The organism is Flavihumibacter sp. UBA7668 (assembly GCF_002483205.1).
GTDB lineage: Bacteria > Bacteroidota > Bacteroidia > Chitinophagales > Chitinophagaceae > Flavihumibacter.
Genome location: NZ_DLHM01000003.1, coordinates 157,075 through 178,272, shown reverse-complemented (window position 1 = coordinate 178,272; position 21,198 = coordinate 157,075). Strand labels below are relative to the sequence as shown.

Here is a 21,198-nt window from a genome sequence, read left to right as displayed (position 1 = left end):
TTCTGTTATTCAGTTTGCTGTTTTGCGTTCCCATAAAAAATACCAATGCGCAGGATGCACCGGTTATAAAAGCGGCAGAACTTGATTCGATAAAGAATCTGAAAGAATTCGCCTATGCCAATGATCCCGCATATTGGAGTAGTCCCGAAAAGGAAGCTGATGATGTGAAAGAAGAGGGATGGTTGGAGCAATTCATGGGAAGTTCCTTTTTCAGATTCCTCTTATATGCAATTGTCGCAATATTGCTGATTTATGCATTGTACCGCTTGTTAAGTGAGCAGAATATGCTGCTGTTTTCAAAAAAATCGATTCGTAAGAAAAGACAGGGAATTCAGGAAGAGGATAAACATGAGCCAGGATTGGAAGAGTTGTTGAAAAAAGCAGAAAAGGAACATGATTTTCGCGAAGCAGTAAGACTTCAATATCTTTCTCTGTTGTTTCTTTTAAGAGATAAATCATTGGTAGAATATCATCCTGAATGGACCAATTCCGCCTATTTGAGAATGCTACGAAAGCATCCATCATTTGCTGCGTTCCGCAACCTGACCCGAATTTATGACTTTGTTTATTATGGCGGTTTTGAAACCGATGCCGCTAAATACCAACAGATTCAACAGGAATTTTCAATCTTCAGAAAGAGTGTATGAGGAAGAAAAAGATTGAAATAGTGGTTTTTATTTTATTAATCAGCCTGATTACGGGTTGTTTTTCTTCAAATGAAAAATATATTAATCCGCGTATCAGTCTCTGGCACAAAGATAAAATTCCCTATGGAACCTGGTTTGCATATAATAGTCTGGAACATTATTATCCATTACCAGGTATGGTTAGTGCGCAAAAAATGTCTCCCGAAAATGCAGCTAATTTTCAATCATATTACTGGATTAAATCGGATTATGTGGAGCCGGTTCAAGAAGATTCACTACTTGATGATGTTGTTGAAACAGATGAACAGCAGGTCGAAGAAAGTTTTGAACAGGAATTATATTTGATTGTCTCTCCACAGTTTTATCCCACTGAAAAGGAGATAGAGAAGCTGTTGGGATATGTTGGCTATGGAAATCATTTGGTAATTGCAGCATTTGATTTTAGCAATGATTTTCTGGATACGCTAAAAGTAAAGCTGGAAGTAGAAGAAGTAAACTTTAAGAAAAAAGATTCGGTCGTTTTTTTGGGTCGGCCTTCGAATGATAAACCATTTAGTACATATGGTTATCCAGGTTTTGGATTAGGGCAATATTTTGTTTCCGATGAAGCATTTGGGTGGGAAATTTTAGGAAAAACTCAAAAAGGGAGTCCGAATATCATCCGAATTCGGAAAGATTCCGGAACAATTACCTTGTTGGCAAACCCGTTTCAACTTACTAATTTCTTTCTCCTTCATAAGAATAATCAGCAATTCTGGAGCAATCTTTTGGCAGGATTGCCAGATTCCTATTCTACCATTTGGTGGGATGAATATTATCGGCATGCTGATCCGAATCAAAGTAATTTTTCGAGTTTGGGTGTTTTAATGAAATACCCTTCTCTGCGATGGGCATTATATACTATATTAATAATGCTCGGTCTTCTTCTTATCAGTGAATTGAAACGGAGACGTAAAGTGATACCCGTTTTGCCGGCTTTGGAAAATAGTTCACTTGATTTTGTAAAAACAATTGGACGGCTTTATTATCAGCATAAGGACAATGAAGACCTGGCCAGAAAAATTGAGTCGCATTTCCGGGAGTTTATCCGTAATCAGTATAATATTACCAGTAATCAACCTGATTCAGTATTAGCTGCTCAGCTATCACTTAAGTCTGGTGTAGAAGAGGGACTTATTAAAAGTTTGTTGAACGAATTTAAAATGATTGATGAGCATGGTGCCGTGTCAGATGAGGAACTGTTACATATAAATGATTTAATAGAAAATTTTCATATAAAACGATCCTGATGGAAGAACAAATTTTTGATGAAAGAACAAATTTGGCTAACCTGAATCTCGCTGTGGATTCCCTTAAGGAGGAAGTAGCTAAAGTGATTATTGGCCAGGAAAATATGATTGAACTTTTGCTGGTTGCAATTCTGGCAGATGGTCACGTGCTGATTGAAGGGGTACCTGGTGTGGCGAAAACACTCACCGCCAGGCTGCTAAGCAAAGCTGTGGATGTAGGCTTTTCAAGAATTCAGTTTACACCGGATCTTATGCCCAGCGATGTCTTAGGTACCAGTATATTTCATCCGCAACAGGCCAGTTTTCAATTCAGGAGAGGTCCCGTTTTCAGCAACCTTATCCTGATAGATGAAATTAACAGGGCGCCTGCAAAAACTCAGGCAGCACTTTTTGAGGTTATGGAGGAAAAGCAGGTGACCATAGATGGACAAACCTATCAAATGGGAGCTCCCTTTATGGTGGTTGCAACGCAGAACCCCGTAGAACAGGAAGGAACCTACCATTTACCGGAAGCCCAACTGGATCGATTTCTTTTCAAAATTAATGTTGGTTATCCAAGTCCCGATCAGGAAGTTTCCATCCTTAAACTTCATCATGAACAGGGGAATGAGAACTTGTTGAATACGATTCAACCGGTTATGGGCAGAGAGCTCCTCCTTAACCTCAGAAAACAGGTAAAACAAATTCATATAGAAGAGAAATTATTAGGTTTCATTGCTTCTCTGGTAGCACAAACAAGAAATCATAAACATATTTACCTTGGCGCTTCACCCAGGGCCTCCATTGGTATAATGAATGCATCAAAATCCTACGCTGCAATTAATGGCCGTGATTTTGTAACTCCGGAAGACATCGTTTTTGTTACAGCTCCAGTATTAAGACATAGAATTATCATAACACCGGAAAAAGAGATGGAAGGGGGAACGCCCGATGAGGTTATTCAGGAAATTATTCAATCAATTGAAGTGCCTCGCTGATGAAAGTCATCCTGCAATTTATTAAACAGCTTTTTATAACCAACCGCCTTGTCTGGGTGATGATTGGAATCACCTGTTTTTTTATACTCACCTATTTTTTTACGATTCTGTTTGAGCTTGGATTGATTCTGCTTGGCCTAGTTCTGTTGGTTTTATTGATTGATGTGTTGCTTTTATTTCGGCAACCGGATGCATTGCAGGCTAAAAGAAAAATGGCGGATATTTTTAGCAATGGAGATGAAAATAAAATAAGTCTGGAATTGAAATCATTCTATCCATTTAAGATTAATGTAGAAGTACTCGATGATATTCCAGCGCAGTTTCAGGAAAGAACTTTACAGTTATTTATCCAATTAAAACAAGGTGAAACACAATTTCTGGGATATACTTTAAAGCCGTTAACCAGAGGTGAATACTGGTTCGGTTCAATCAATTGCATGGTAAGCAGCCCACTGGGTTTGGCAGAAAGAAAATTTGTACTTCCTGCAGAGAAAATGGTAATGGTTTGGCCCTCTTTTCATTCACTTCGCAGTTATGAATTATTGGCACATAATGCAACTACAGGAGAAGTTGGCAGCAGAAAAATTAGAAAATTGGGCCATAGCCTTGAGTTTGAAGAAATTAAGGAATACGTTTCAGGTGATGATCTCAGAAATGTAAACTGGAAAGCAACTGCCAGAAAAGGGGGGTCACTCATGGTAAATAATTTCATGGATGAAAGAAGCCAGCAGGTTTATTGTTTGATTGATAAAAGCCGGGTGATGAAGATGCCTTTCGAAGGAATGAGTTTACTCGATTATGCCATCAATGCCAGCCTGGTATTATCACGAGTGGCATTGGTGAAATATGACAAAGCAGGATTAATCTGTTTTGATGAAAACCGCGGTAAAATGGTGCCGGCTGATCGGAAAGGAATACAAATGAGTCTGCTTGCAGAAACATTATACAGGCAACAAACTAATTTTCTTGAAGCGGATTATGAAAAACTGGTTACTCTTGTAAAAGGCAGGATTACCCATCGGAGCCTGTTGATCCTATTTACAAATTTTGAATCAATGAGCAGTTTGCAACGTCAACTACCTTATATTAGGTCAATTGCTAAACAGCATTTATTATTAGTGGTATTCTTTGAAAATACCGAATTGCAGAAAATTGTGCAGACACCTGTAGATGATCTTGAACAATTATATATAAAAACAATCACTGAAAAATTTATTACCGAAAAGCGACGAATGGTTAAAGAATTGCAGAAATATGGAATTCAATCGATCCTGACCCCTCCGCATTTACTTACAACCCAAACCATTAACAAATACCTTGAATTAAAGGCCAGACAGATTATTTAATTTTGCTGTATGTTAGATAAGCAACACGAAGTATGGTTTCAATCCAGTTTGGTGAACCCGGCAAAACTGGTACGGGTTTTATTGTTTGATCAAGCCATTCAGTTATATGATGCCAATGATGAAAGCTTCCTGGGCGCTTATGAATTAGAGGCCATTCGCCTTCAGGAAAAGAACGATCAATACGCAAAACTATCCTTACTGCCGGGTAATACTGATATATTAACAATTTCCGATGCTCATCTGCTTTTGCCAGAAATTCTGGAAAGAATAAATGGCAGTCGGAATGTTGGCAAAAAAATCCGGCGAAACTGGAAATGGCCGGTAGTATTCATTGGGATTGCAGCATTTTTAGTTGCTGCATATTTTGGTCTTATATCGTTGCTAACCAGTGTAGGGTTGCACCTGGTTTCCATAGAAAAGGAAAAAGAATTGGGGGATATGATTTTTCATTCAATGGCTGATGGATTAAAGATTGATACTATTTCGAGCAGATCGCTCAAACGTTTTGCAGGGCATCTTCAATTGAGTACTGATTATCCACTTGAATTTACAGTGGTTGATGATACAACCATCAATGCATTTGCCATACCGGGTGGGCATATCGTAGTCTACAAGGGCATCCTGAATGAAATGAAGGATCCGGAAGAATTAGTGGCTCTATTAGGGCATGAAGCCAGTCATATTAATGAGCGCCATAGTCTGCGTTCGATCCTTCGTCAATTATCCGGTTCGGTTTTGTTGACTATGGTTTTTGGTGATCTTGGTTCGATCGGGGCATCTATAGCCGGACAAGCAGATCATCTTCGAACACTGTCTTATTCAAGGTCGCTGGAAGAAGAGGCGGATCAAAAAGGAATGGAAATAATGATGTCCAACAAAATTAATCCACAGGGTATGGTTGGACTTATGGATCGGTTACAGAAAGCGGATTCCGGCACTGCCTTGCCTGGATTTTTGAGTACCCATCCATTAACGAGTGAACGTAAAAAAACAGCTATACAGTTCATAAAAGAACATCCGGTTGATTTTGAAACTCCCACAGCACTTCTTACTGAATGGAAACAGGTACAACAACCCTCACCAAATGAATGGTAATCAAATGACAAATAATTCAATTGCGGAGAACCCATTTGCAGCCGGTCAGGTATTGCTCATTGATAAGCCAATTGATTGGACTTCTTTTGATGTGGTTCGCAAACTTAGAAATCAGGTTAAAACAAAAAAAGTGGGACATGCCGGTACGCTTGATCCGCTTGCAACCGGACTCTTGATTGTTTGTACTGGTAAGTTCACCAAAAAAATAAATGAATATATGTCGCAGGAAAAGGAATATACCGGCACTATTCAATTGGGTGCCTCCACTCCAACCTACGACCTGGAATCAGCGCCGGTTCCAACTCCGGGCTATTCGGTTAGTGCAGAAGGGGTTCGTTCACAATCCGGACAACTAATAAGTGAAACGGAGATTGAAACTGGATTGGCAGCCTTCAGGGGTCCGATAATGCAGGTACCCCCCATTCATTCTGCCATTAAAATCAATGGTAAGCGGGTTTATGAGATGGCAAGAAAAGGAATGGAGGTTCAATTGGAACCCAGACCGGTAACCATTCATGAATTTAGTATACAAAAGCAGGAAGCAGGTTTATTGCATTTTAAAGTAATTTGTACTACTGGTACCTATATACGAAGTCTGGCTAATGATCTGGGGGTAGCCCTTGGTTGTGGTGGGTATCTCACCAGTTTAAGACGCACCAGAATTGGTTCCTTCCTGGTAGAAAATGCATTTTCAATGGATGCTGCTTCCATCTATATCAGCAAGGAATTAGAAGGGGGCATTGATTCCTAATTGAAACTGTCCTTTAAGAATATTCACATTCTGGAACCAGCCATTTTTCTGGTCTGCAAAAAGAGGATCTTTTAATTTATAGGCCCAGTCGAATCGAATCATAAAATAATTGAAATCAAGACGCAGACTGGTTCCCCCGGCTACTGCAATATCACGATATAGATGTTTTAATCTAAATACACCGGCATCAAGTGCCGGGTTTCCCTGATTGTTCCGGTACCATATATTTCCGATATCTGCAAAAAAGGCACTTTTGAGATTAATGCCAAACAATGTACCAAGTGGAAAGCGGTATTCTACATTGGATTCTAACTGAAAATCGGCAAATCGGAACGTATTGGCCCCCTGAAAATAGTTAGATGAACCCGGTCCCAATTGACGAACCTGCCAGGCACGCATACTGCTTGGTCCGCCTGCAAAATAGGATTTAAAAAATGGCAAACTTGGTTCCCTTACGATGTTTCCGCTTGTATCATTCTGTTTGCCATAGGGAATACCTAAACCAACAAAGAACCGGAATGCCCAGGATTTGCTTCCCATATTTATATAATGTCTGAAATCAATGTCGGCTTTTGCAAAACGGAACAACCTTGAGTTCAGGTCAAATTGTTTGATATTTCCAAAAATACCACCGCTTTCTTCGAGCTGTATCTTGAGATTGTAAACCTTATTGTTTCTTGCCCAGGCATTTCTCAGGATAAGATATTGTGAAATGATCAGTCCGTCATTATAGAAGTTTTCCAGATTTGGAATGATGGCAGCCTGTTTATAAAAGCTATCGGTCTTAAATAAACGCACATATTCAACATTAAGCGGACTATAATACCAGTTCCGGTTTTTTTGGTTCATCCATTCATAACCTATGGAGGTATTTATGGACTGTACGCGCAAAAAATCTCGTAAGTTGGTAATGGATCCGCTGGCAGTTAATAATGTCCGGGAACTTTGAAATTTTCGTTCCTGCCTGATTTTGAATGGTGCAACGAATTTAGGGATGGTAAAACTTTGGGTAATACTGGTTTGAAAAGTCTGGATAATTCGACCCTGATTGCCTAGTTCAATTCCAAACCGGAAATTTGTACTCGCCAACACCGATTGTTTGCTGAGGTTCCGATCCTGGAGTCCAAAGTTCAAAGCAATACCAAATAGATTTGTTGTGGTAATCAGATCTGTGGCATTCCGACTGGCTTCCAGATCAACGGAAATATTTTGCTTTTTCGCCAGGTACATATTTACTTCGGCATCCACTACACCCAAACTGTCTATTGGAAATAGATCAATGCCCACCTGTTGCCAGGCACTCATTTGCTGAAAAACATTATTGGTGCGATAAACATCTTTCTGGCGATACAGACTGCCCGGCATCATCTGATTATTTCTTGCTAAAAACCCGGGCTTGGTCATGTTTTTTGAACGGATTACACTAATGTTATTACGTGTAATGGTATCCTTTTTAGCAAGAATGGTACTATCCTGAACGAGGGAGAGGTCGGGATAAAACCGAATGAAACGAAACCGGTATTGTTGCAGATGTTCAGGGTTTTCAGTGCCCCGCTGTTTGAATATTACGTCAATTTGCGGATTTTCCCGTCTTTTTTGGACTTCTTCCAATAAGCGGATTTGTTCAAAAGGGTCAAGACCGGGGTCTATCAGTGCAGCTACAATCGTATCTACCTGAGCGTAAACATCTTCTCTGGTGATTTTCAGGTAGCCATTGTCGCGGAATATATTGAGTAACCGGTCAATTTCCGAAGAAACCTTTTCATTGCTATAAGGCTCTCCTTTTTTGAGTTTGCTTTCTTTTCGATTGCTTGTAACCAATGCCTGCAGGGTACTGTCACGGAAATCAAAGCCAATAGAGTCTATCCGCAAAACCTTCCCTGGTATAACCCGAAAATTGGTTGTTACTCTTTTCTGGTCCTCCACCTGGGTTAGGGAACTGTCCCAGCTTATTTGTCCGTACATATAACCGTAAGCTCTCAAAAGATCATCGATATAGCCAATGGATTCTGCTGCATAATTGGTGTCGTATACAGCAGGCCTTTCCATTTGCTTTTTAAGAAATCCTTTTTTGCGATAACGCACCTGTAAGCTGTCTGCTAATTGGTTTTCTATTTTACTGATCAGATCTGCCTTTTCAGCTGAAGGAAGTTTTGCTTCGAGTTTGATCGTAGTTTTATAAACAAATGGTTGGGGACTTGGATAGTTTTTAATAACCTTACAACCGGTTAGTACAAACAGCAACAGGCACCCGTACACCCGCAAATATGAAATTCGGGTGTAATACTTGTTGTTGCTTAATAACATAGGCTGATGAAAAATATATCAAATGATGACGAAAAATCAGGCCAAATATATCCAAAGTTTGAGCCATAAAAAATTCAGAGATGAGGAAGGCTTGTTTATTGCCGAGGGGCCCAAAACAGTAGAGGAATTAATTGCCTTGCCTCATATGAAGCCAAGGCTTGTATATGGTCTGGAAGGATGGTGGTTATTACACACTGAATGGCAGGGCAAACCATGGGCCCAAACTTGTGATAGTGCCGAACTTGAGCGTATTTCCTTTTTGAAAACACCCAATCAGGTGCTGGGCGTTTTTGAAAAGCCCGATTTGGAGATCGTTCCTGGCGGTTGGCAAATTTTGCTTGATGGAATACAGGATCCGGGCAATCTGGGAACTATAATCCGGATTGCAGACTGGTTCGGAATTCAACAAATCATCTGTAGTGAAGATTGTGCAGATGCGTTTAATCCCAAAGTTGTGCAAAGTACCATGGCCAGTATTGGGCGGGTAGAAATCGTTTATACGGATCTGATAGCTTATGTGAAATCACACCCTCACCGTGATTTTATCGCAGCAACATTGGAAGGGACCCCCATCAGGGAAGCAAAAGTACATCCGCCAGCTGCACTTGTAATTGGAAATGAATCACGTGGTATCCGTCCTGATTTACGAGTACTTCTCCATCATTTTGTGACTATTCCGCGGATCGGCTCTGCCGAATCTCTTAACGCAGCTGTAGCCACCGGAATAATATTGTCGGAACTGGTGGGGTGAGGGGAGGAAGGAGGGAGGAGAAAAGGGAGGAGGAGGAGAAAAGGGAGGAGGAGGAAAAAAGGGGGAGGAGGAAAAAGGGAGGAGGAGGAAAAAAGGGGGAGGAGGAAAAAGGGGGGAGGAGGAAAAAGGGAAAAAGAGAGTCCCGCAAAAATTACGGGTGAATAGTGAAGTGAAAGTGTCAATTCACCCTCTTCACCATTCACCATTCACCTCTCTCCTTTCACTTTTCACCTTTCACCTTTCACTTAAACTGTATCGCCTTTACTGGTTGAATATTGCGTACAATCAAGCTGGGGATGGTTAACACAGCCAGGCAAATTAAAAATGTACCAAAATTGACAGCTAAAATCTGCCAGGGAATGACCAGTATCTCAGCTTTATCGATATAATACATATCCTCCGGCAAACGGATAAATTTGAACTTGTTTTGTAACCATAAAAGGGTGAATCCAAGTATATTTCCCAAAACAATTCCCAATAATGTAATTAGTGCACCATGATATAGAAATATTTGCTGTATGGTTTTATCATTCGCACCCAAAGCCTTTAATATGCCTACCATACGGGTTCGTTCTAAAACCAGAATAATCAAACAGGTGATTAAATTCAATACAGCAACAATGATCATTATAATTAATGTGATGCCAATCGTTTGATCCTGAAGGGCCAGCCAGTCAAAAATATTCGGATAGATCTCAAAAATTGTTTTGCTGTTCCATAACATGGGCAAGCGGCTGAAAATTGCTTCATTGATCTGGTCCATGTCCTCCTGATTTTCCAGAAAAACTTCGTAGCCACCTACCTGATCTGCTGTCCAGTTATTTAACCGTTGAATTAACCGGATGTCTCCTATAGCAATTAGTTTATCATATTCTTCAATCCCCGTTTTGTAAATGCCTGAAACAGTAAGTTTTCTTGCTCTGGGCGGGCTGCCATCGTTTTGAATAAAATAGATTAAAATTGGGTCATTCAATTTTAATTTTAACTGCCCGGCTGTATAAGCACTTAAAACAATTTCGTTACTATATCCGGAATCGGGATAGTTCATCCATCTTCCTTCTTTTAGAAAACTCTTCAGTCGCACCGAATCATAAAACCGGTCAATGCCTTTAAATAATACACCTTCCAGACTTTCTTCCGTTTTTAAGATAGAATTTTTAGTTGCGTAGGCCTGGATTCCCCTGATTCCTGGAATCGTTTGCTTTAATTGTTCTACTGTATCATTGCGATCAATCGGGTACTCTTCTGAAATCACCGATTTGCTGGGTTCATAATGCTGTACCCGGATATGCCCCCAGAAATTGAAGATTTTCTGACTGATGGCAGACTGAAATCCATTCGTAAATGCCAGTGCCAATATCATTGCAGCCACACTAATAGTGGTGGCAGCAATCGCCAGCCGGATGATAAATCTGGAAAAAGATTGCTGATTATTAAACGCTACTTTACGTGCAATGAATCCGGCGATATTCAATCGGCATGGTTTTAGTCGCCAAATATAGGGGAGAAAACTATTTTTAACCGGATGCGTTTTGTAGATTGGTACCGGGATTAACCAGACAAATTAGTAGTTTTTACATGTATAGATCCATTTTAATAGCCGGAATTTTACTTGTTAGCTCAATTTTCAGCCAGGCACAAACCATAGAACCTGACCAGATTTATCAGCTTTCCATCCAACAGGTGAAGTTGTTTCCGGTTGGAAATCCACTCGGTTATCCTATCATAAGACTTGGTTCAGCAGATCAACTGGAGCTTCATTTTGATGACCGGGAGGGTGGAACCAAAGCATATTCCTACAGTTGGCAATTATGTAATGCCGATTGGTCGCCGGTGAATCTTAACAGCATGGATTTTGTGAAAGGTTTTTCGCAACAGCGGATTACAACTTATCGAAGTTCATCGGTTGCACTTACACGTTATACCCATTATCAGGCGCAGCTTCCTGACAGAAGTTCGGTTCCGTCCCGCTCGGGTAACTATCTGTTAAAAGTTTTCCTAAACGGCGATCCAAATCAACTGGCATTTAGTCGAAGGGTATTGGTTGTTGATGAAAAGGCTGCAGTTGGAATCCAGGTGCAACAACCGTTCAATAACCAGGTGTTTACAACTCACCAAAAGCTGGCATTCACGGTAAATATGCGGCAATTAAGCCTGGTAAATCCAATGCAACAGATTCAGGTGGTCTTATTGCAGAACAATCGTTGGGATAATGCGAAAGCCGGAATGAAACCTACCTTCATCCGCCAAAATCAATTGGAATACAATACTGAACAGGATGCTGTTTTTCCAGCCGGGAAAGAATGGCGTTGGTTGGATCTTCGAAGTTTTCGCCTGCAATCGGAACGGGTAGATAGTGCGGTTTATGCTAAAACCAGCACAGATGTTTATGTAAAACCGGATGTTGACCGTTCCGCATTACGAGTTGTATATTATAGAGATGGAAACGGTATGTATTTTAATGAAACCCTGGATGGTTTAAACCCTTATTGGCAGGGTGATTATGCCACTGTTCATTTTAGTTTTCGTCCACCTGCCGGACTGCCTTTTCGCCAGGATCTGTACCTGTTTGGTGAATTAACGAATTACGGAAAAGACCCTCAGGCTAAAATGATATTTAATAAAACGAAAGGCTGGTATGAAACATCCATCTGGCTTAAACAGGGGTATTATGATTATGGATATGCAATAAAAGAAGAGTCTGCCGGAAAATCAGTATATGTAACTGAAAAGACAGAAGGTAATTTTTGGGAAACGGAAAATAGTTATCTGGTGCTTGTATATTATCGCTCCCTTGGTGGCCGGGCAGATGAATTGGTGGCCGTAGGCCGGATAAATTCCCTGGGTGGAAGAAATCAATAATTGAAATTTGAAAAAAAAGGGGCCACCCGTGCTTAGGCATTGCCATTAGGTTCAAAATAATATTTCAAGGGACAAGTTCCATTTTGAAAGATGATTAAACCTTTTCCATTATATACTAAAGCAACTGATAAATGCAGTAGTAGCGAGTTCCGGATAGTTGAGCTTCCAGCTGATTAGTTCCGAGTATTTTATGATTGGATCCGGTGAACAAAGTGGATTGATCAGTTCTGTTCTGTCTTATGGCAAAAACTAGTTTCGAATTAATCAAATGTCAGATTCTCCGAATAGTCGGGTCTTTTATTTTTTACTTTTTACTTTTTATTTTTTACTTTTGCATCGGCAGGTCTCATACGGCCAGCTCCTACTGAACTCCCCCAGGGTCGGAAGACAGCAAGGGTAGGTGGTTGTAGCGGCGCGATATGATAAGCCTGCCATTTTTTATTTCCCCAATTTCTCCTTTTTCCCCCTTGTCTCCCTTTTCTCGGATCATGCTAAATCCTTGTGGGATGTATCTAAAAGGTTGAATTATTTTAATCAACTAACCGGAGATATCATCAGCAGAGACCGAAAGCTGGTACAATCAGGAACCAGGATGACCGCGGAGTTCGCGGCTTTTTTGAATAAATTGGAAACCGCCGATTTTTCCTGAAAGGTCGAAAATTCCGGTTTGTTGAACCATGATTGCTGGGTCCGGTGCAGGTCCGGCACAGGTGCGGTATAAGTCCGGGATAAGTCCGGGATTGCTGGGGAAATCACGGCTTGTTCTCCTTATGTTCCCGGTTAGAAACTAGTAATAGACAGCTAATCTCCTCAAGACGGCCTGAGAAGGCAATTAAAACAGAAAGAGAGGGCAACTAACCACATGGTACGGTCTGCCACCCGCTGCGCCTGTTGCATATTGTGGGTTAGAAGTTACAACTTTTATTGCTAAAGACATAAGGGACAGTAACGGAGAATATACGGCACCTTACCAGGAATTTCTGAGGGAAGGTTGGGACATGGAATGTATTTCCTGGAAAACAACGGTATGATCCCTTTTCTCCCCTTTTCTCCGTTGTCTCCCTTTTCCACCCTTTCCTTATCTTCGTTCCCGTAAAATCAAATACAACTACATGAAATTTTTTATTGATACGGCAAATCTGGCCCAAATCAAAGAAGCCAATGAATTAGGGATCCTGGATGGAGTTACCACCAACCCCTCGCTGATGGCGAAGGAAGGTATTAAAGGAGAAGATAATATAGTCCAGCATTATAAGGATATCTGTGAGCTCGTTGACGGCGATATCAGTGCCGAAGTTCTCTCCACTGATTTTGCATCAATGGTGGAAGAAGGAAAGAAACTGGCAGCTATTCATCCCAATATTGTGGTGAAGGTTCCGATGATCAAAGACGGTATCAAAGCAATCAAATGGTTTACAGATAACGGTATCAGAACCAATTGTACACTTATTTTTTCTGCCGGACAGGCGATACTTGCAGCAAAAGCAGGTGCATCCTATGTTTCGCCATTTATAGGCCGAATAGATGACAGTGGTTGGGAAGGAACGGAATTAATCGGGCAAATCTCTAATATATTCAGTATTCAGGGCTTTAAAACAGAAATTCTGGCTGCATCTATTCGCAATGCAAATCATATTATTAAATGCGCAGAATTAGGTGCCGATGTTTGTACCTGTCCGCTTGATTCAATTCTCGGGCTGTTGAAGCATCCGCTTACAGATATTGGATTGGCAAAATTTCTGGAAGACGCAAAGAAAATGTAATCTAAAAGAGGCCTACCAGCCTCTTTTCTTTTTTGGCCGACCGCGAAGTTCATCCATGATTTCCTCCTTGGTTTTCAAAGGGCCGTCTTCTAAAGTTTTAATATAGATGGTAATCTTTCGGCTGATTTGCTGATTGCGTTTATAGGTAGCTGTTATAGTTACTTTTTCTTTTTTGAAATCTGCCGGCAATACCAGATTATTTCCTTCAAAGCGGCCTTCCTCACAATCAAAAAGAATATCTTCTGCAGTTAAAGGATACCACCCACCCTTAGGCAATCTGCCATCCACATTAATATAATTATGTACTCCTTTTTTTAGACTATCCGTATATAGATGAAAGGCAATACTATCAACCAGTGGAGTACCTGAGGGCCTGTCTGCCTTTTTTCTTTGGGCAAAGCCCTGATTAAGAAGCAGCAATAAGGCGAAAAAAATAAAAAAATACTTCATACCAATTAGACTTTCTTTTTGCACCAGAGTTTAATCTGTTGCATTTACTGAAGTGGAAGCAGAACTGGAAGCCCTTCGCAGCCGGTCATTGATTGCTCTGCCCAATCCTTCTTCAGGAAATTCTGCAGCGAGAATAAGCGAGATATTCATTTCATCAGCCAATCGCAAAGCGGCAAATAATCGCCTCGCTGCCTCCGGCAGATGACCGGTTGGTGATAAGATGAACTGGTTGGTAGCAGGGATATCGTTCAGTAATTCTGTGAAACTGATGCTGACAATCTCACTGGGAGCGTATTGTTCCAATGCAGCAGGTAAAAGCTCCTGAAGTCTTCCTGTTTGAAGTGGGTGACGGGTTGCATAATGCCTGGCCAGCATGCCGGGAGCTACTGGATTGTCCACATAACCAGTTTCCGGTAATGAAACCGGTCCAATAACAGCCTCAATCGCCTCCAGCGTTATACCGCCATATCGTAAGAGTCTTGGTTGTTCTTCGAGGAAGGAAATAATGGTTGATTCAACACCAACCGAACATTCACCGCCATCCAGAATATAAGGGATCGATTCGCCCAGCTGAGCAGCGACATGACTTGCACTGGTTGGACTCACAAATCCGGATGGATTGGCACTGGGGGCAGCCAGAGGAAATTCCAGCTTTTGAAGTAATTCTAAAGTTATTGGATGATTCGGAAATCGAACCGCCACAGCCGGCGTTCCCGCCGTAACAATTCCGGGTATGGAATATGAGGCAGGAATAACATAAGTTAGTGGTCCCGGACTGAAACGGGCTGCCAGCTTCTGTGCAGACGGAGGTAAGTCCAACCCGCAGGCCTGTAATTGCTGATAATTGGCAAAATGTAGGATCAACGGATTAAACTGCGGCCGGTTTTTGACCTGGTAAATTTTTATTACTGCTTCATCCTGTAAAGCATTCGCCGCCAAACCATACACGGTTTCTGTTGGAATAGCCACCAACTCACCCGCTCTTAACAGGTTAGCTGCTTTTTCCAGATCCACTCCAATTGAACTGTTCATTGGGCAAAAATAACACTTTCGGCCGGAGCTGGCCGGCCGAAAGCGTTAAGAGTTAGCAATGGTCTGAAAGGCCTGTTAAAATGCTTTCTTTTCTGCAGGAGTTGGTTGTTCTGCTTTTTTTACATATTTCTCCAGCCATTGATGTTGTTCCCATAACATATGAAGGATGTTTTCTTTACTCGCATATCCATGACTTTCATAAGGGAGAGAAACAAAACGGGTGGTTCCACCATGACCTTTGATTGCATTATACATCCGCTCACTTTGAATAGGAAAGGTGCCCGAATTATTGTCCATTTCACCATGGATTAATAAAAGCGGTGTTTTTATTTTATTGGCGAAACTAAATGGACTCATATTGTAATATACATCAGGTGCCTGCCAGTAGGTGCGTTCTTCTGCCTGGAAGCCAAAGGGAGTGAGGGTTCTGTTATATGCTCCACTACGCGCAATTCCAGCCTTAAACAGACCTGTATGTGCCAACAAATTAGCGGTCATAAAAGCTCCATAACTATGGCCGCCTACCCCGACCCTGGTACTATCACCCACACCCTTCTGGGCTGCAGCCTGGATGGCCGCATGCGCATTTAGATAAAGTTGTGGAATAAATGCATCATTGGGTTCTTTTTTGCCTTCACCAACAATTGGCATTTCTGCATTGTCCATTACCGCATAGCCCTGGGTTGCCCAAAAAACCGGACTGCCATAGGACAGGGTTGTGAATGTGTATTTGGAGCCGCGAACCTGTGCAGCATCTGCAGCTGATTTATATTCTCTTGGATATGCCCAGATTAAGAGCGGTAATGGGCCATCTTTTGCTTTATCATATCCTTTAGGCAGATATAGGGTTGCAGTAAGATCAATCCCATCTGCTCTTTTGTAACTGATTTTTTCTTTGGTGATTCCTTCAAGTTGTGGATAAGGGTTGGTAAAATCGGTTATTGCTACCGGCGCAATTCGTTTGATATACTGACGTATATAATAATTGGGTGTTTCAGTCGGACTTTCCTTACGGGTAATAAAAACGCCTTTTTCTGCATCCAGCACACGAACCACATATTCATAGGAACCTTCCTGGCAGCGCCATAGCTCTTTTATTGAACGGGTTTTAAGATTCATGGAACGTAGTAAAGGAAGATCACCCTTGTCTGAAGCACCATTTGAAGTAAGTAATATGTTGCCATTTTTCAGTACCTGTAATACCGCTCTTCCATATTGATTACGGGTGGTTATTGGCTGACCCAGATCACTATACTGATCGTTGCTGCTTCTTTCATGAAGACTGTCTAACTGACCGGTTGAAGGGTTCAATAAATTGATGCGAAAGGTTCTGGTTGAATTCATGCCCTCAAATAATAAAGCAACCTGATCATTGCCCCATTCAATTCCCCGGTACCTGCGGGTGGTTTTGGTCAATAGGCTGGCTTCACCTGATTTTCTTAAATCGATGGTGTAAACGCCATCCCGGTAGGTTGTTTTAAATTTCCCTAACCCCTTGTCGAGTGCCTGAACATACATTATTGTAGCTGGTTGATCATCTCTCCAACTGATGTAGCGGGGATGAGTTGGTACATCATCAAAGCCAATTGGAGCCCCCTCAGAGGAAGGATTTTTTGCGATAACCCTGACCAGCTTTCCTTTGGTGTCTGTTACGGAATAGTTGGTTGGGAAACCACTCCAGGGAACCAGATAGGAAAATGGAACTTCAAGGGTTGAAAGCAACAGGAATTGTTGATCAGGTGATATAGAGAATCCGCGGTAAATAGCTTCTCCGCCAATTTTTTCCGTATTGCCCGTATTCACGTTAACCCTAATTAGTTGTCCGGTTGCATAATAGGAAAACAGTGTTTCATCATAAGGCGATTTGATGAGGTCCTGATAAGTGCGGGAAGCCGCCGCTTTACCCAACGATTCCTGAACTACAGGCCCTTTGGGAGCGGCTGGTTTTATTGGCTGCTTCTTACCAGAATTGGCAGCTGCTTTATAAATAAGGGTGCTATCATTTTGCCAGATAAAAGCGGTTCCGATTACATCATTAATCGGGTGTGCATTTATTTTCCGAGCCCGGGCTTCTTTCAGGTCAATTGAGTAAAGATCAATACCCGAATTGCCATAGTTCAATATTGCAAATGTCTGTTGTGAGGGACTCCATTGCAGTGTGCTGCCCCGAAGCTCAGCGGGTAACCCGAATACATCTTGTGTCTGTCCTGTTTTAATCTGTTTGATTTTTAGCGCATTAAAATAAGTTTGGCGACTCCCTCCAAAATTTGCCGGATTTAGTCGAACACCGGCAATACGATACTCTGGTTGGGCAAGCTCCTCAATGGAAGGCATACTGGCTCTGTGTAACAGGACCATATAATCTCCTGTTCCGCTAAAACTTACAGAAGGCGTTGGAGCTGCTGTAACCAGATCCAGAATGTCTTTAGGAGGAATTTGATATCCGGCATCGTCCTGACAATAGGAGACTAAATGCCAGCTGACTGTGCAAACTAATAAGAGCAATTTTTTCATATGTGTGAAACTTAGGTGTCCGAATATACAGATTCTTAAAAAATTTGGATTATATGAGCCGATCACCCTATTTTTGCAACCGAAATGAAAAGAATTAGCTACATCCACCATCATCATGCTATACTGCCAACGCGGTAAGCGAAGATGTTTGATGTCTATAGATAAACATTTGAGGGCTTACCGAACAGGTAGGCCCTTTTTATTTTATTCAATTGTATGCAACAAAAACTGAAAATTGCCATCCAGAAAAGTGGACGACTCTATGAGGACTCTGTTAAACTGTTGAAGGATTGTGGCATTGATGTCAAAAATGGCATTAACAAGCTTAAAACAGAAGCAGAAAATTTTCCTTTGGAAATTTATTTTTTACGCGACGATGATATTCCCCAGTATGTGGAAGACGCCGTGGCTGATATTGGAATCGTAGGGGAAAATGTAGTGTACGAGAAAAATAAGAAGGTTCAATTGGTTGAGGGACTCGGATTTGGAAAATGTAGGTTAAGCATTGCGGTTACCAGAAAAGAGGAATACACGGGTGTTGCATCGTTGCAGGGAAAACGGATAGCCACCAGTTATCCGGTATTGGTGGAAAATTTCCTTCAGTCCAAAGGTGTGCAGGCGGAAATCCATGAAATCAGCGGATCTGTTGAAATTGCTCCTGGTATTGGTCTGGCTGATGCCATTGTTGATCTGGTAAGTTCAGGTTCTACTTTATTCATGAATGGACTGAAAGAAGTGGAAGTGGTATTGAAAAGCGAAGCCGTACTGATCCGGAATGAACAGTTATCCGCTGAACAGATGCAGATTCTGGAGCGACTACTGTTTAGAATCCGGGCTGTAAAAAAAGCAAAAAACACCAAATACGTGTTGCTGAATGCACCCAATGATAAACTGGATGAAATCATCGCTTTATTGCCTGGGATGAAAAGTCCTACCGTTCTGCCCCTGGCTGAAGCCGGTTGGAGTAGTGTGCACAGTGTTTTAAGTGAAAATCAGTTCTGGGATATTATTGAACAACTGAAAGCAGCAGGTGCTCAGGGAATCCTGGTTATACCAATTGAGAAAATGATAATCTGATCGTATGAATATTGTGCGATTTCCATCTAAAAGGGACTATGCTACCCTGTTAGCAAGGCCGGCAATGGATAGTTCTGTTCTTGAGTCTAAGGTGCAGGAAGTACTGGATACGGTAAAAGCGCAGGGAGACGAAGCCTTGTTAGAATACACGAAAAAGTTTGATGGAGTTGATCTTCGCGGGTTGGAAGTTTCCGGTGCCGAAATAGCGGCTGCAAAAGCACTTGTTTCTGATGAATTGCTTGCAGCTATGCAACAGGCAGCGGCTAATATCCGACGTTTTCATGAAGTACAATTGCAGGAGCCGCAAATAATTGAAACTATGCCAGGGGTTCGTTGTTGGAGAAAATCAGTCGGTATTGAAAAAGTGGGATTGTATATTCCAGGTGGCTCAGCACCGCTTTTTTCAACGATATTGATGTTGGGAATCCCCGCTTCTATTGCTGGTTGTAAAGAAATAATTCTTTGTTCTCCGCCAGATAAAGAGGGACGATTGCATCCTGCCATGCTGGTTGCTGCATCCCTTGTTGGTATCACCCGGATATTTAAAATTGGTGGTGCACAAGCCATTGCAGCTATGGCCTATGGCACTCAAACAGTGCCAAAGGTGTTTAAGATTTTTGGTCCGGGTAACCAGTATGTTACCTGTGCGAAACAATTAATTCAAAGGGATGGAATCGCCATAGATATGCCAGCAGGTCCATCAGAAGTTGCTGTCTTTGCAGATGAGTCAGCGGATCCTGCATTTATTGCAGCAGATCTCTTAAGCCAGGCAGAACATGGCATTGATAGTCAGGTGGTATTGGTTACTACAGATAGCTCGATGCCTGAAAAGGTGCAGGAATCGCTTGCTATACAAATGCAAAAATTGCCGAGAGCTGGTATGGCAGAAAAAGCCCTGGCTAATAGTTATGCCATCGTTGTAAAAGATATTGATGATGCAATGGAATTATTAAATAAGTATGCTGCAGAACACCTCATAATTGCTTCAGATAGAGCAGGTGAAATTGCAGCACTGGTTGTAAATGCAGGATCGGTTTTTCTGGGGCATTATTCTCCGGAAAGTGTGGGCGATTATGCCAGTGGCACCAATCATACATTGCCCACCAACGGCTTTGCAACTGCCTACAGTGGGGTAAGTGTGGATTCCTTTGTGAAAAAAATAACCTTCCAGGAACTTACTGTTACCGGACTGGAATCAATTGCAGAAACAGTTATTCGGATGGCAAGAGCGGAAGGTCTGGATGCACATGCAAATGCAGTAACTATTAGAACCAAGAATAATGTTTAATCTAAACGAATTAGTACGACCAAATATTCGCGATCTCGTACCATATTCATCAGCCAGGGATGAATTTAAAGGAAACGCACGCGTATATCTTGATGCCAATGAAAATTCATTGGGTTCCCCCTTACTGAAATGGTACAATCGGTATCCAGATCCGTTGCAATGGGCGGTAAAAGAAAAAATATCAGCTATTAAAGGGGTGGATCCCGGTCATATTTTTCTGGGTAATGGAAGTGATGAATGCATAGATGTATTGATACGTACATTTTGTGAACCGGGTATGGATAATATCGTGATTGTACCACCTACCTACGGCATGTATGAAGTGAGTGCGAACATCAATAATGTAAAAGTGAAGAAAGTGCCGCTGACACCGGATTTCCAACTTGATTTGCCAGCTTTGGAGGAAGCAGTGGATGATTTCACCAAGATTATCTTTTTATGTTCGCCCAATAATCCAACAGGCAATTCGCTTGAACGTGGTGCTGTTGAAGCTTTGCTGAATAATTATTTTGGTTTGGTGGTGATGGATGAAGCCTATATTAATTTTTCGCGTCAGCGCTCTTATGTACCGGATCTTGCAGAATTTCCAAATCTGGTTGTCTTGCAAACCTTATCCAAAGCCTGGGGATTAGCTGCATTAAGGGTTGGAATGGCATTTGCTTCCAGAGAAATTATTGAAATAATGAATAAAGTGAAGCCGCCCTATAATATCAATCAGGCTTCGCAGGAACTTGCATTGAAAGCACTGGAAGAAGTTGAGCAGGTAAATGAAATGATTCGGGTGCTGGTACAGGAGCGGGGGCGGCTGGAAAAGGAACTTCCTTCCCTGAGTCTGGTAAAAAAAGTGTATCCTTCTGATGCCAATTTTCTGCTTGTGCAGGTAAGCGATGCACGTAAAATTTATCAGTATTTATTAGATAATGGAATTGTGGTACGGGATCGTTCTTCGGTTGTTTTGTGTAACGATTGTTTGCGGATAACTGTTGGCACAGAGAGAGAAAATACCGAATTGCTGGAGGCGTTAAAACAGTTTAATTAATTTCAATTCA

The 21,198-nt window shown here is 41.6% G+C and carries 18 protein-coding genes and 1 other RNA gene; 14 read left to right on the top strand and 5 right to left on the bottom strand.

Features of this window, described 5'->3' with window-relative positions; genetic code table 11:
• Window positions 1–14 precede the first annotated feature (14 nt).
• From B2746_RS06550 to truB, 6 genes are read left to right on the top strand one after another with little or no spacing between them, the layout of a single operon-like run.
• Window positions 15–647, top strand: a complete 633-nt coding sequence (locus B2746_RS06550) for a DUF4129 domain-containing protein (RefSeq protein WP_290792055.1) — start codon at window positions 15–17, stop codon at window positions 645–647.
• A complete protein-coding gene (locus B2746_RS06545) occupies window positions 644–1,936 on the top strand; it encodes a DUF4350 domain-containing protein (RefSeq protein ID WP_290792054.1) in 1,293 nt (430 codons plus the stop codon). Before B2746_RS06550 ends, B2746_RS06545 begins: the two co-directional genes overlap by 4 nt.
• Entirely contained in the window at window positions 1,936–2,913 is a 978-nt protein-coding gene (locus B2746_RS06540; protein ID WP_290792053.1) for an AAA family ATPase, read from the top strand. The genes B2746_RS06545 and B2746_RS06540 overlap by 1 nt, the downstream gene beginning before the upstream one ends.
• On the top strand, window positions 2,913–4,259 hold the full coding sequence (locus B2746_RS06535; protein ID WP_290792052.1) for a DUF58 domain-containing protein: 1,347 nt from the start codon (window positions 2,913–2,915) through the stop codon (window positions 4,257–4,259). Before B2746_RS06540 ends, B2746_RS06535 begins: the two co-directional genes overlap by 1 nt.
• Before the next feature lie 9 nt (window positions 4,260–4,268).
• A complete protein-coding gene (locus tag B2746_RS06530) occupies window positions 4,269–5,354 on the top strand; it encodes a M48 family metallopeptidase (protein WP_290792051.1) in 1,086 nt (361 codons plus the stop codon).
• Window positions 5,344–6,105 (top strand): tRNA pseudouridine(55) synthase TruB, encoded by a 762-nt coding sequence (gene truB / locus B2746_RS06525; protein WP_290792050.1) that lies wholly within the window; start codon window positions 5,344–5,346, stop codon window positions 6,103–6,105. The genes B2746_RS06530 and truB overlap by 11 nt, the downstream gene beginning before the upstream one ends.
• On the opposite strand, the gene B2746_RS06520 is transcribed toward truB, so the two are convergent.
• Complete coding sequence (locus tag B2746_RS06520; protein WP_290792049.1) at window positions 6,082–8,412, bottom strand: BamA/TamA family outer membrane protein; 2,331 nt, start codon at window positions 8,410–8,412, stop codon at window positions 6,082–6,084. The two genes, truB and B2746_RS06520, sit on opposite strands and share 24 nt — an antisense overlap.
• A 22-nt stretch (window positions 8,413–8,434) precedes the next feature.
• Here B2746_RS06520 and B2746_RS06515 point away from each other — a divergent pair, with 22 nt between their 5' ends.
• Both B2746_RS06515 and B2746_RS06510 read left to right on the top strand, forming a co-directional pair.
• Window positions 8,435–9,163 carry an RNA methyltransferase gene (locus B2746_RS06515; protein ID WP_290792048.1) on the top strand — a complete coding sequence of 243 codons (729 nt, stop codon included), beginning with the start codon at window positions 8,435–8,437 and terminating at the stop codon, window positions 9,161–9,163.
• Complete coding sequence (locus tag B2746_RS06510; RefSeq protein ID WP_290792047.1) at window positions 9,160–9,324, top strand: hypothetical protein; 165 nt, start codon at window positions 9,160–9,162, stop codon at window positions 9,322–9,324. The genes B2746_RS06515 and B2746_RS06510 overlap by 4 nt, the downstream gene beginning before the upstream one ends.
• Window positions 9,325–9,404: 80 nt before the next feature.
• On the opposite strand, the gene B2746_RS06505 is transcribed toward B2746_RS06510, so the two are convergent.
• The gene (locus B2746_RS06505) at window positions 9,405–10,637 is read right to left on the bottom strand and encodes an ABC transporter permease (RefSeq protein ID WP_290792046.1); all 1,233 of its coding nucleotides are present in this window, start codon (window positions 10,635–10,637) and stop codon (window positions 9,405–9,407) included.
• 104 nt (window positions 10,638–10,741) lie between these two features.
• On the opposite strand from B2746_RS06505, the gene B2746_RS06500 reads away from it, so the two are divergent.
• From B2746_RS06500 to fsa, 3 genes are all read left to right on the top strand, one after another.
• On the top strand, window positions 10,742–12,025 hold the full coding sequence (locus B2746_RS06500) for a DUF5103 domain-containing protein (protein ID WP_290792045.1): 1,284 nt from the start codon (window positions 10,742–10,744) through the stop codon (window positions 12,023–12,025).
• Between the two features lie 337 nt (window positions 12,026–12,362).
• Window positions 12,363–12,462, top strand: an RNA gene (ffs, locus tag B2746_RS06495) — signal recognition particle sRNA small type.
• 675 nt (window positions 12,463–13,137) lie between these two features.
• On the top strand, window positions 13,138–13,788 hold the full coding sequence (gene fsa, locus B2746_RS06490) for a fructose-6-phosphate aldolase (RefSeq protein ID WP_290792044.1): 651 nt from the start codon (window positions 13,138–13,140) through the stop codon (window positions 13,786–13,788).
• Between the two features lie 12 nt (window positions 13,789–13,800).
• Here the strand turns inward: fsa and B2746_RS06485 are convergent, their stop codons facing one another.
• The 3 genes from B2746_RS06485 to B2746_RS06475 all read right to left on the bottom strand — a co-directional run bounded on the left by B2746_RS06485 (window position 13,801) and on the right by B2746_RS06475 (window position 17,784).
• A complete protein-coding gene (locus B2746_RS06485) occupies window positions 13,801–14,238 on the bottom strand; it encodes a hypothetical protein (protein WP_290792043.1) in 438 nt (145 codons plus the stop codon).
• Window positions 14,239–14,268: 30 nt separating this feature from the next.
• A complete protein-coding gene (locus tag B2746_RS06480) occupies window positions 14,269–15,270 on the bottom strand; it encodes an L-threonylcarbamoyladenylate synthase (RefSeq protein ID WP_290792042.1) in 1,002 nt (333 codons plus the stop codon).
• A gap of 75 nt (window positions 15,271–15,345) precedes the next feature.
• Window positions 15,346–17,784, bottom strand: coding sequence for an alpha/beta hydrolase family protein (locus B2746_RS06475; RefSeq protein WP_290792041.1), 2,439 nt, complete (start codon window positions 17,782–17,784; stop codon window positions 15,346–15,348).
• 216 nt (window positions 17,785–18,000) lie between these two features.
• Here B2746_RS06475 and hisG point away from each other — a divergent pair, with 216 nt between their 5' ends.
• The 3 genes from hisG to hisC are packed head-to-tail and all read left to right on the top strand — an operon-like array spanning window position 18,001 to window position 21,188.
• Window positions 18,001–18,861 (top strand): ATP phosphoribosyltransferase, encoded by an 861-nt coding sequence (gene hisG, locus B2746_RS06470; protein WP_290792040.1) that lies wholly within the window; start codon window positions 18,001–18,003, stop codon window positions 18,859–18,861.
• Between the two features lie 4 nt (window positions 18,862–18,865).
• Window positions 18,866–20,149: a histidinol dehydrogenase gene (hisD, locus tag B2746_RS06465; protein WP_290792039.1), complete on the top strand. Its 1,284-nt coding sequence runs from the start codon at window positions 18,866–18,868 to the stop codon at window positions 20,147–20,149.
• Window positions 20,142–21,188 (top strand): histidinol-phosphate transaminase, encoded by a 1,047-nt coding sequence (gene hisC, locus B2746_RS06460; RefSeq protein WP_290792038.1) that lies wholly within the window; start codon window positions 20,142–20,144, stop codon window positions 21,186–21,188. The genes hisD and hisC overlap by 8 nt, the downstream gene beginning before the upstream one ends.
• Window positions 21,189–21,198: the final 10 nt, after the last annotated feature.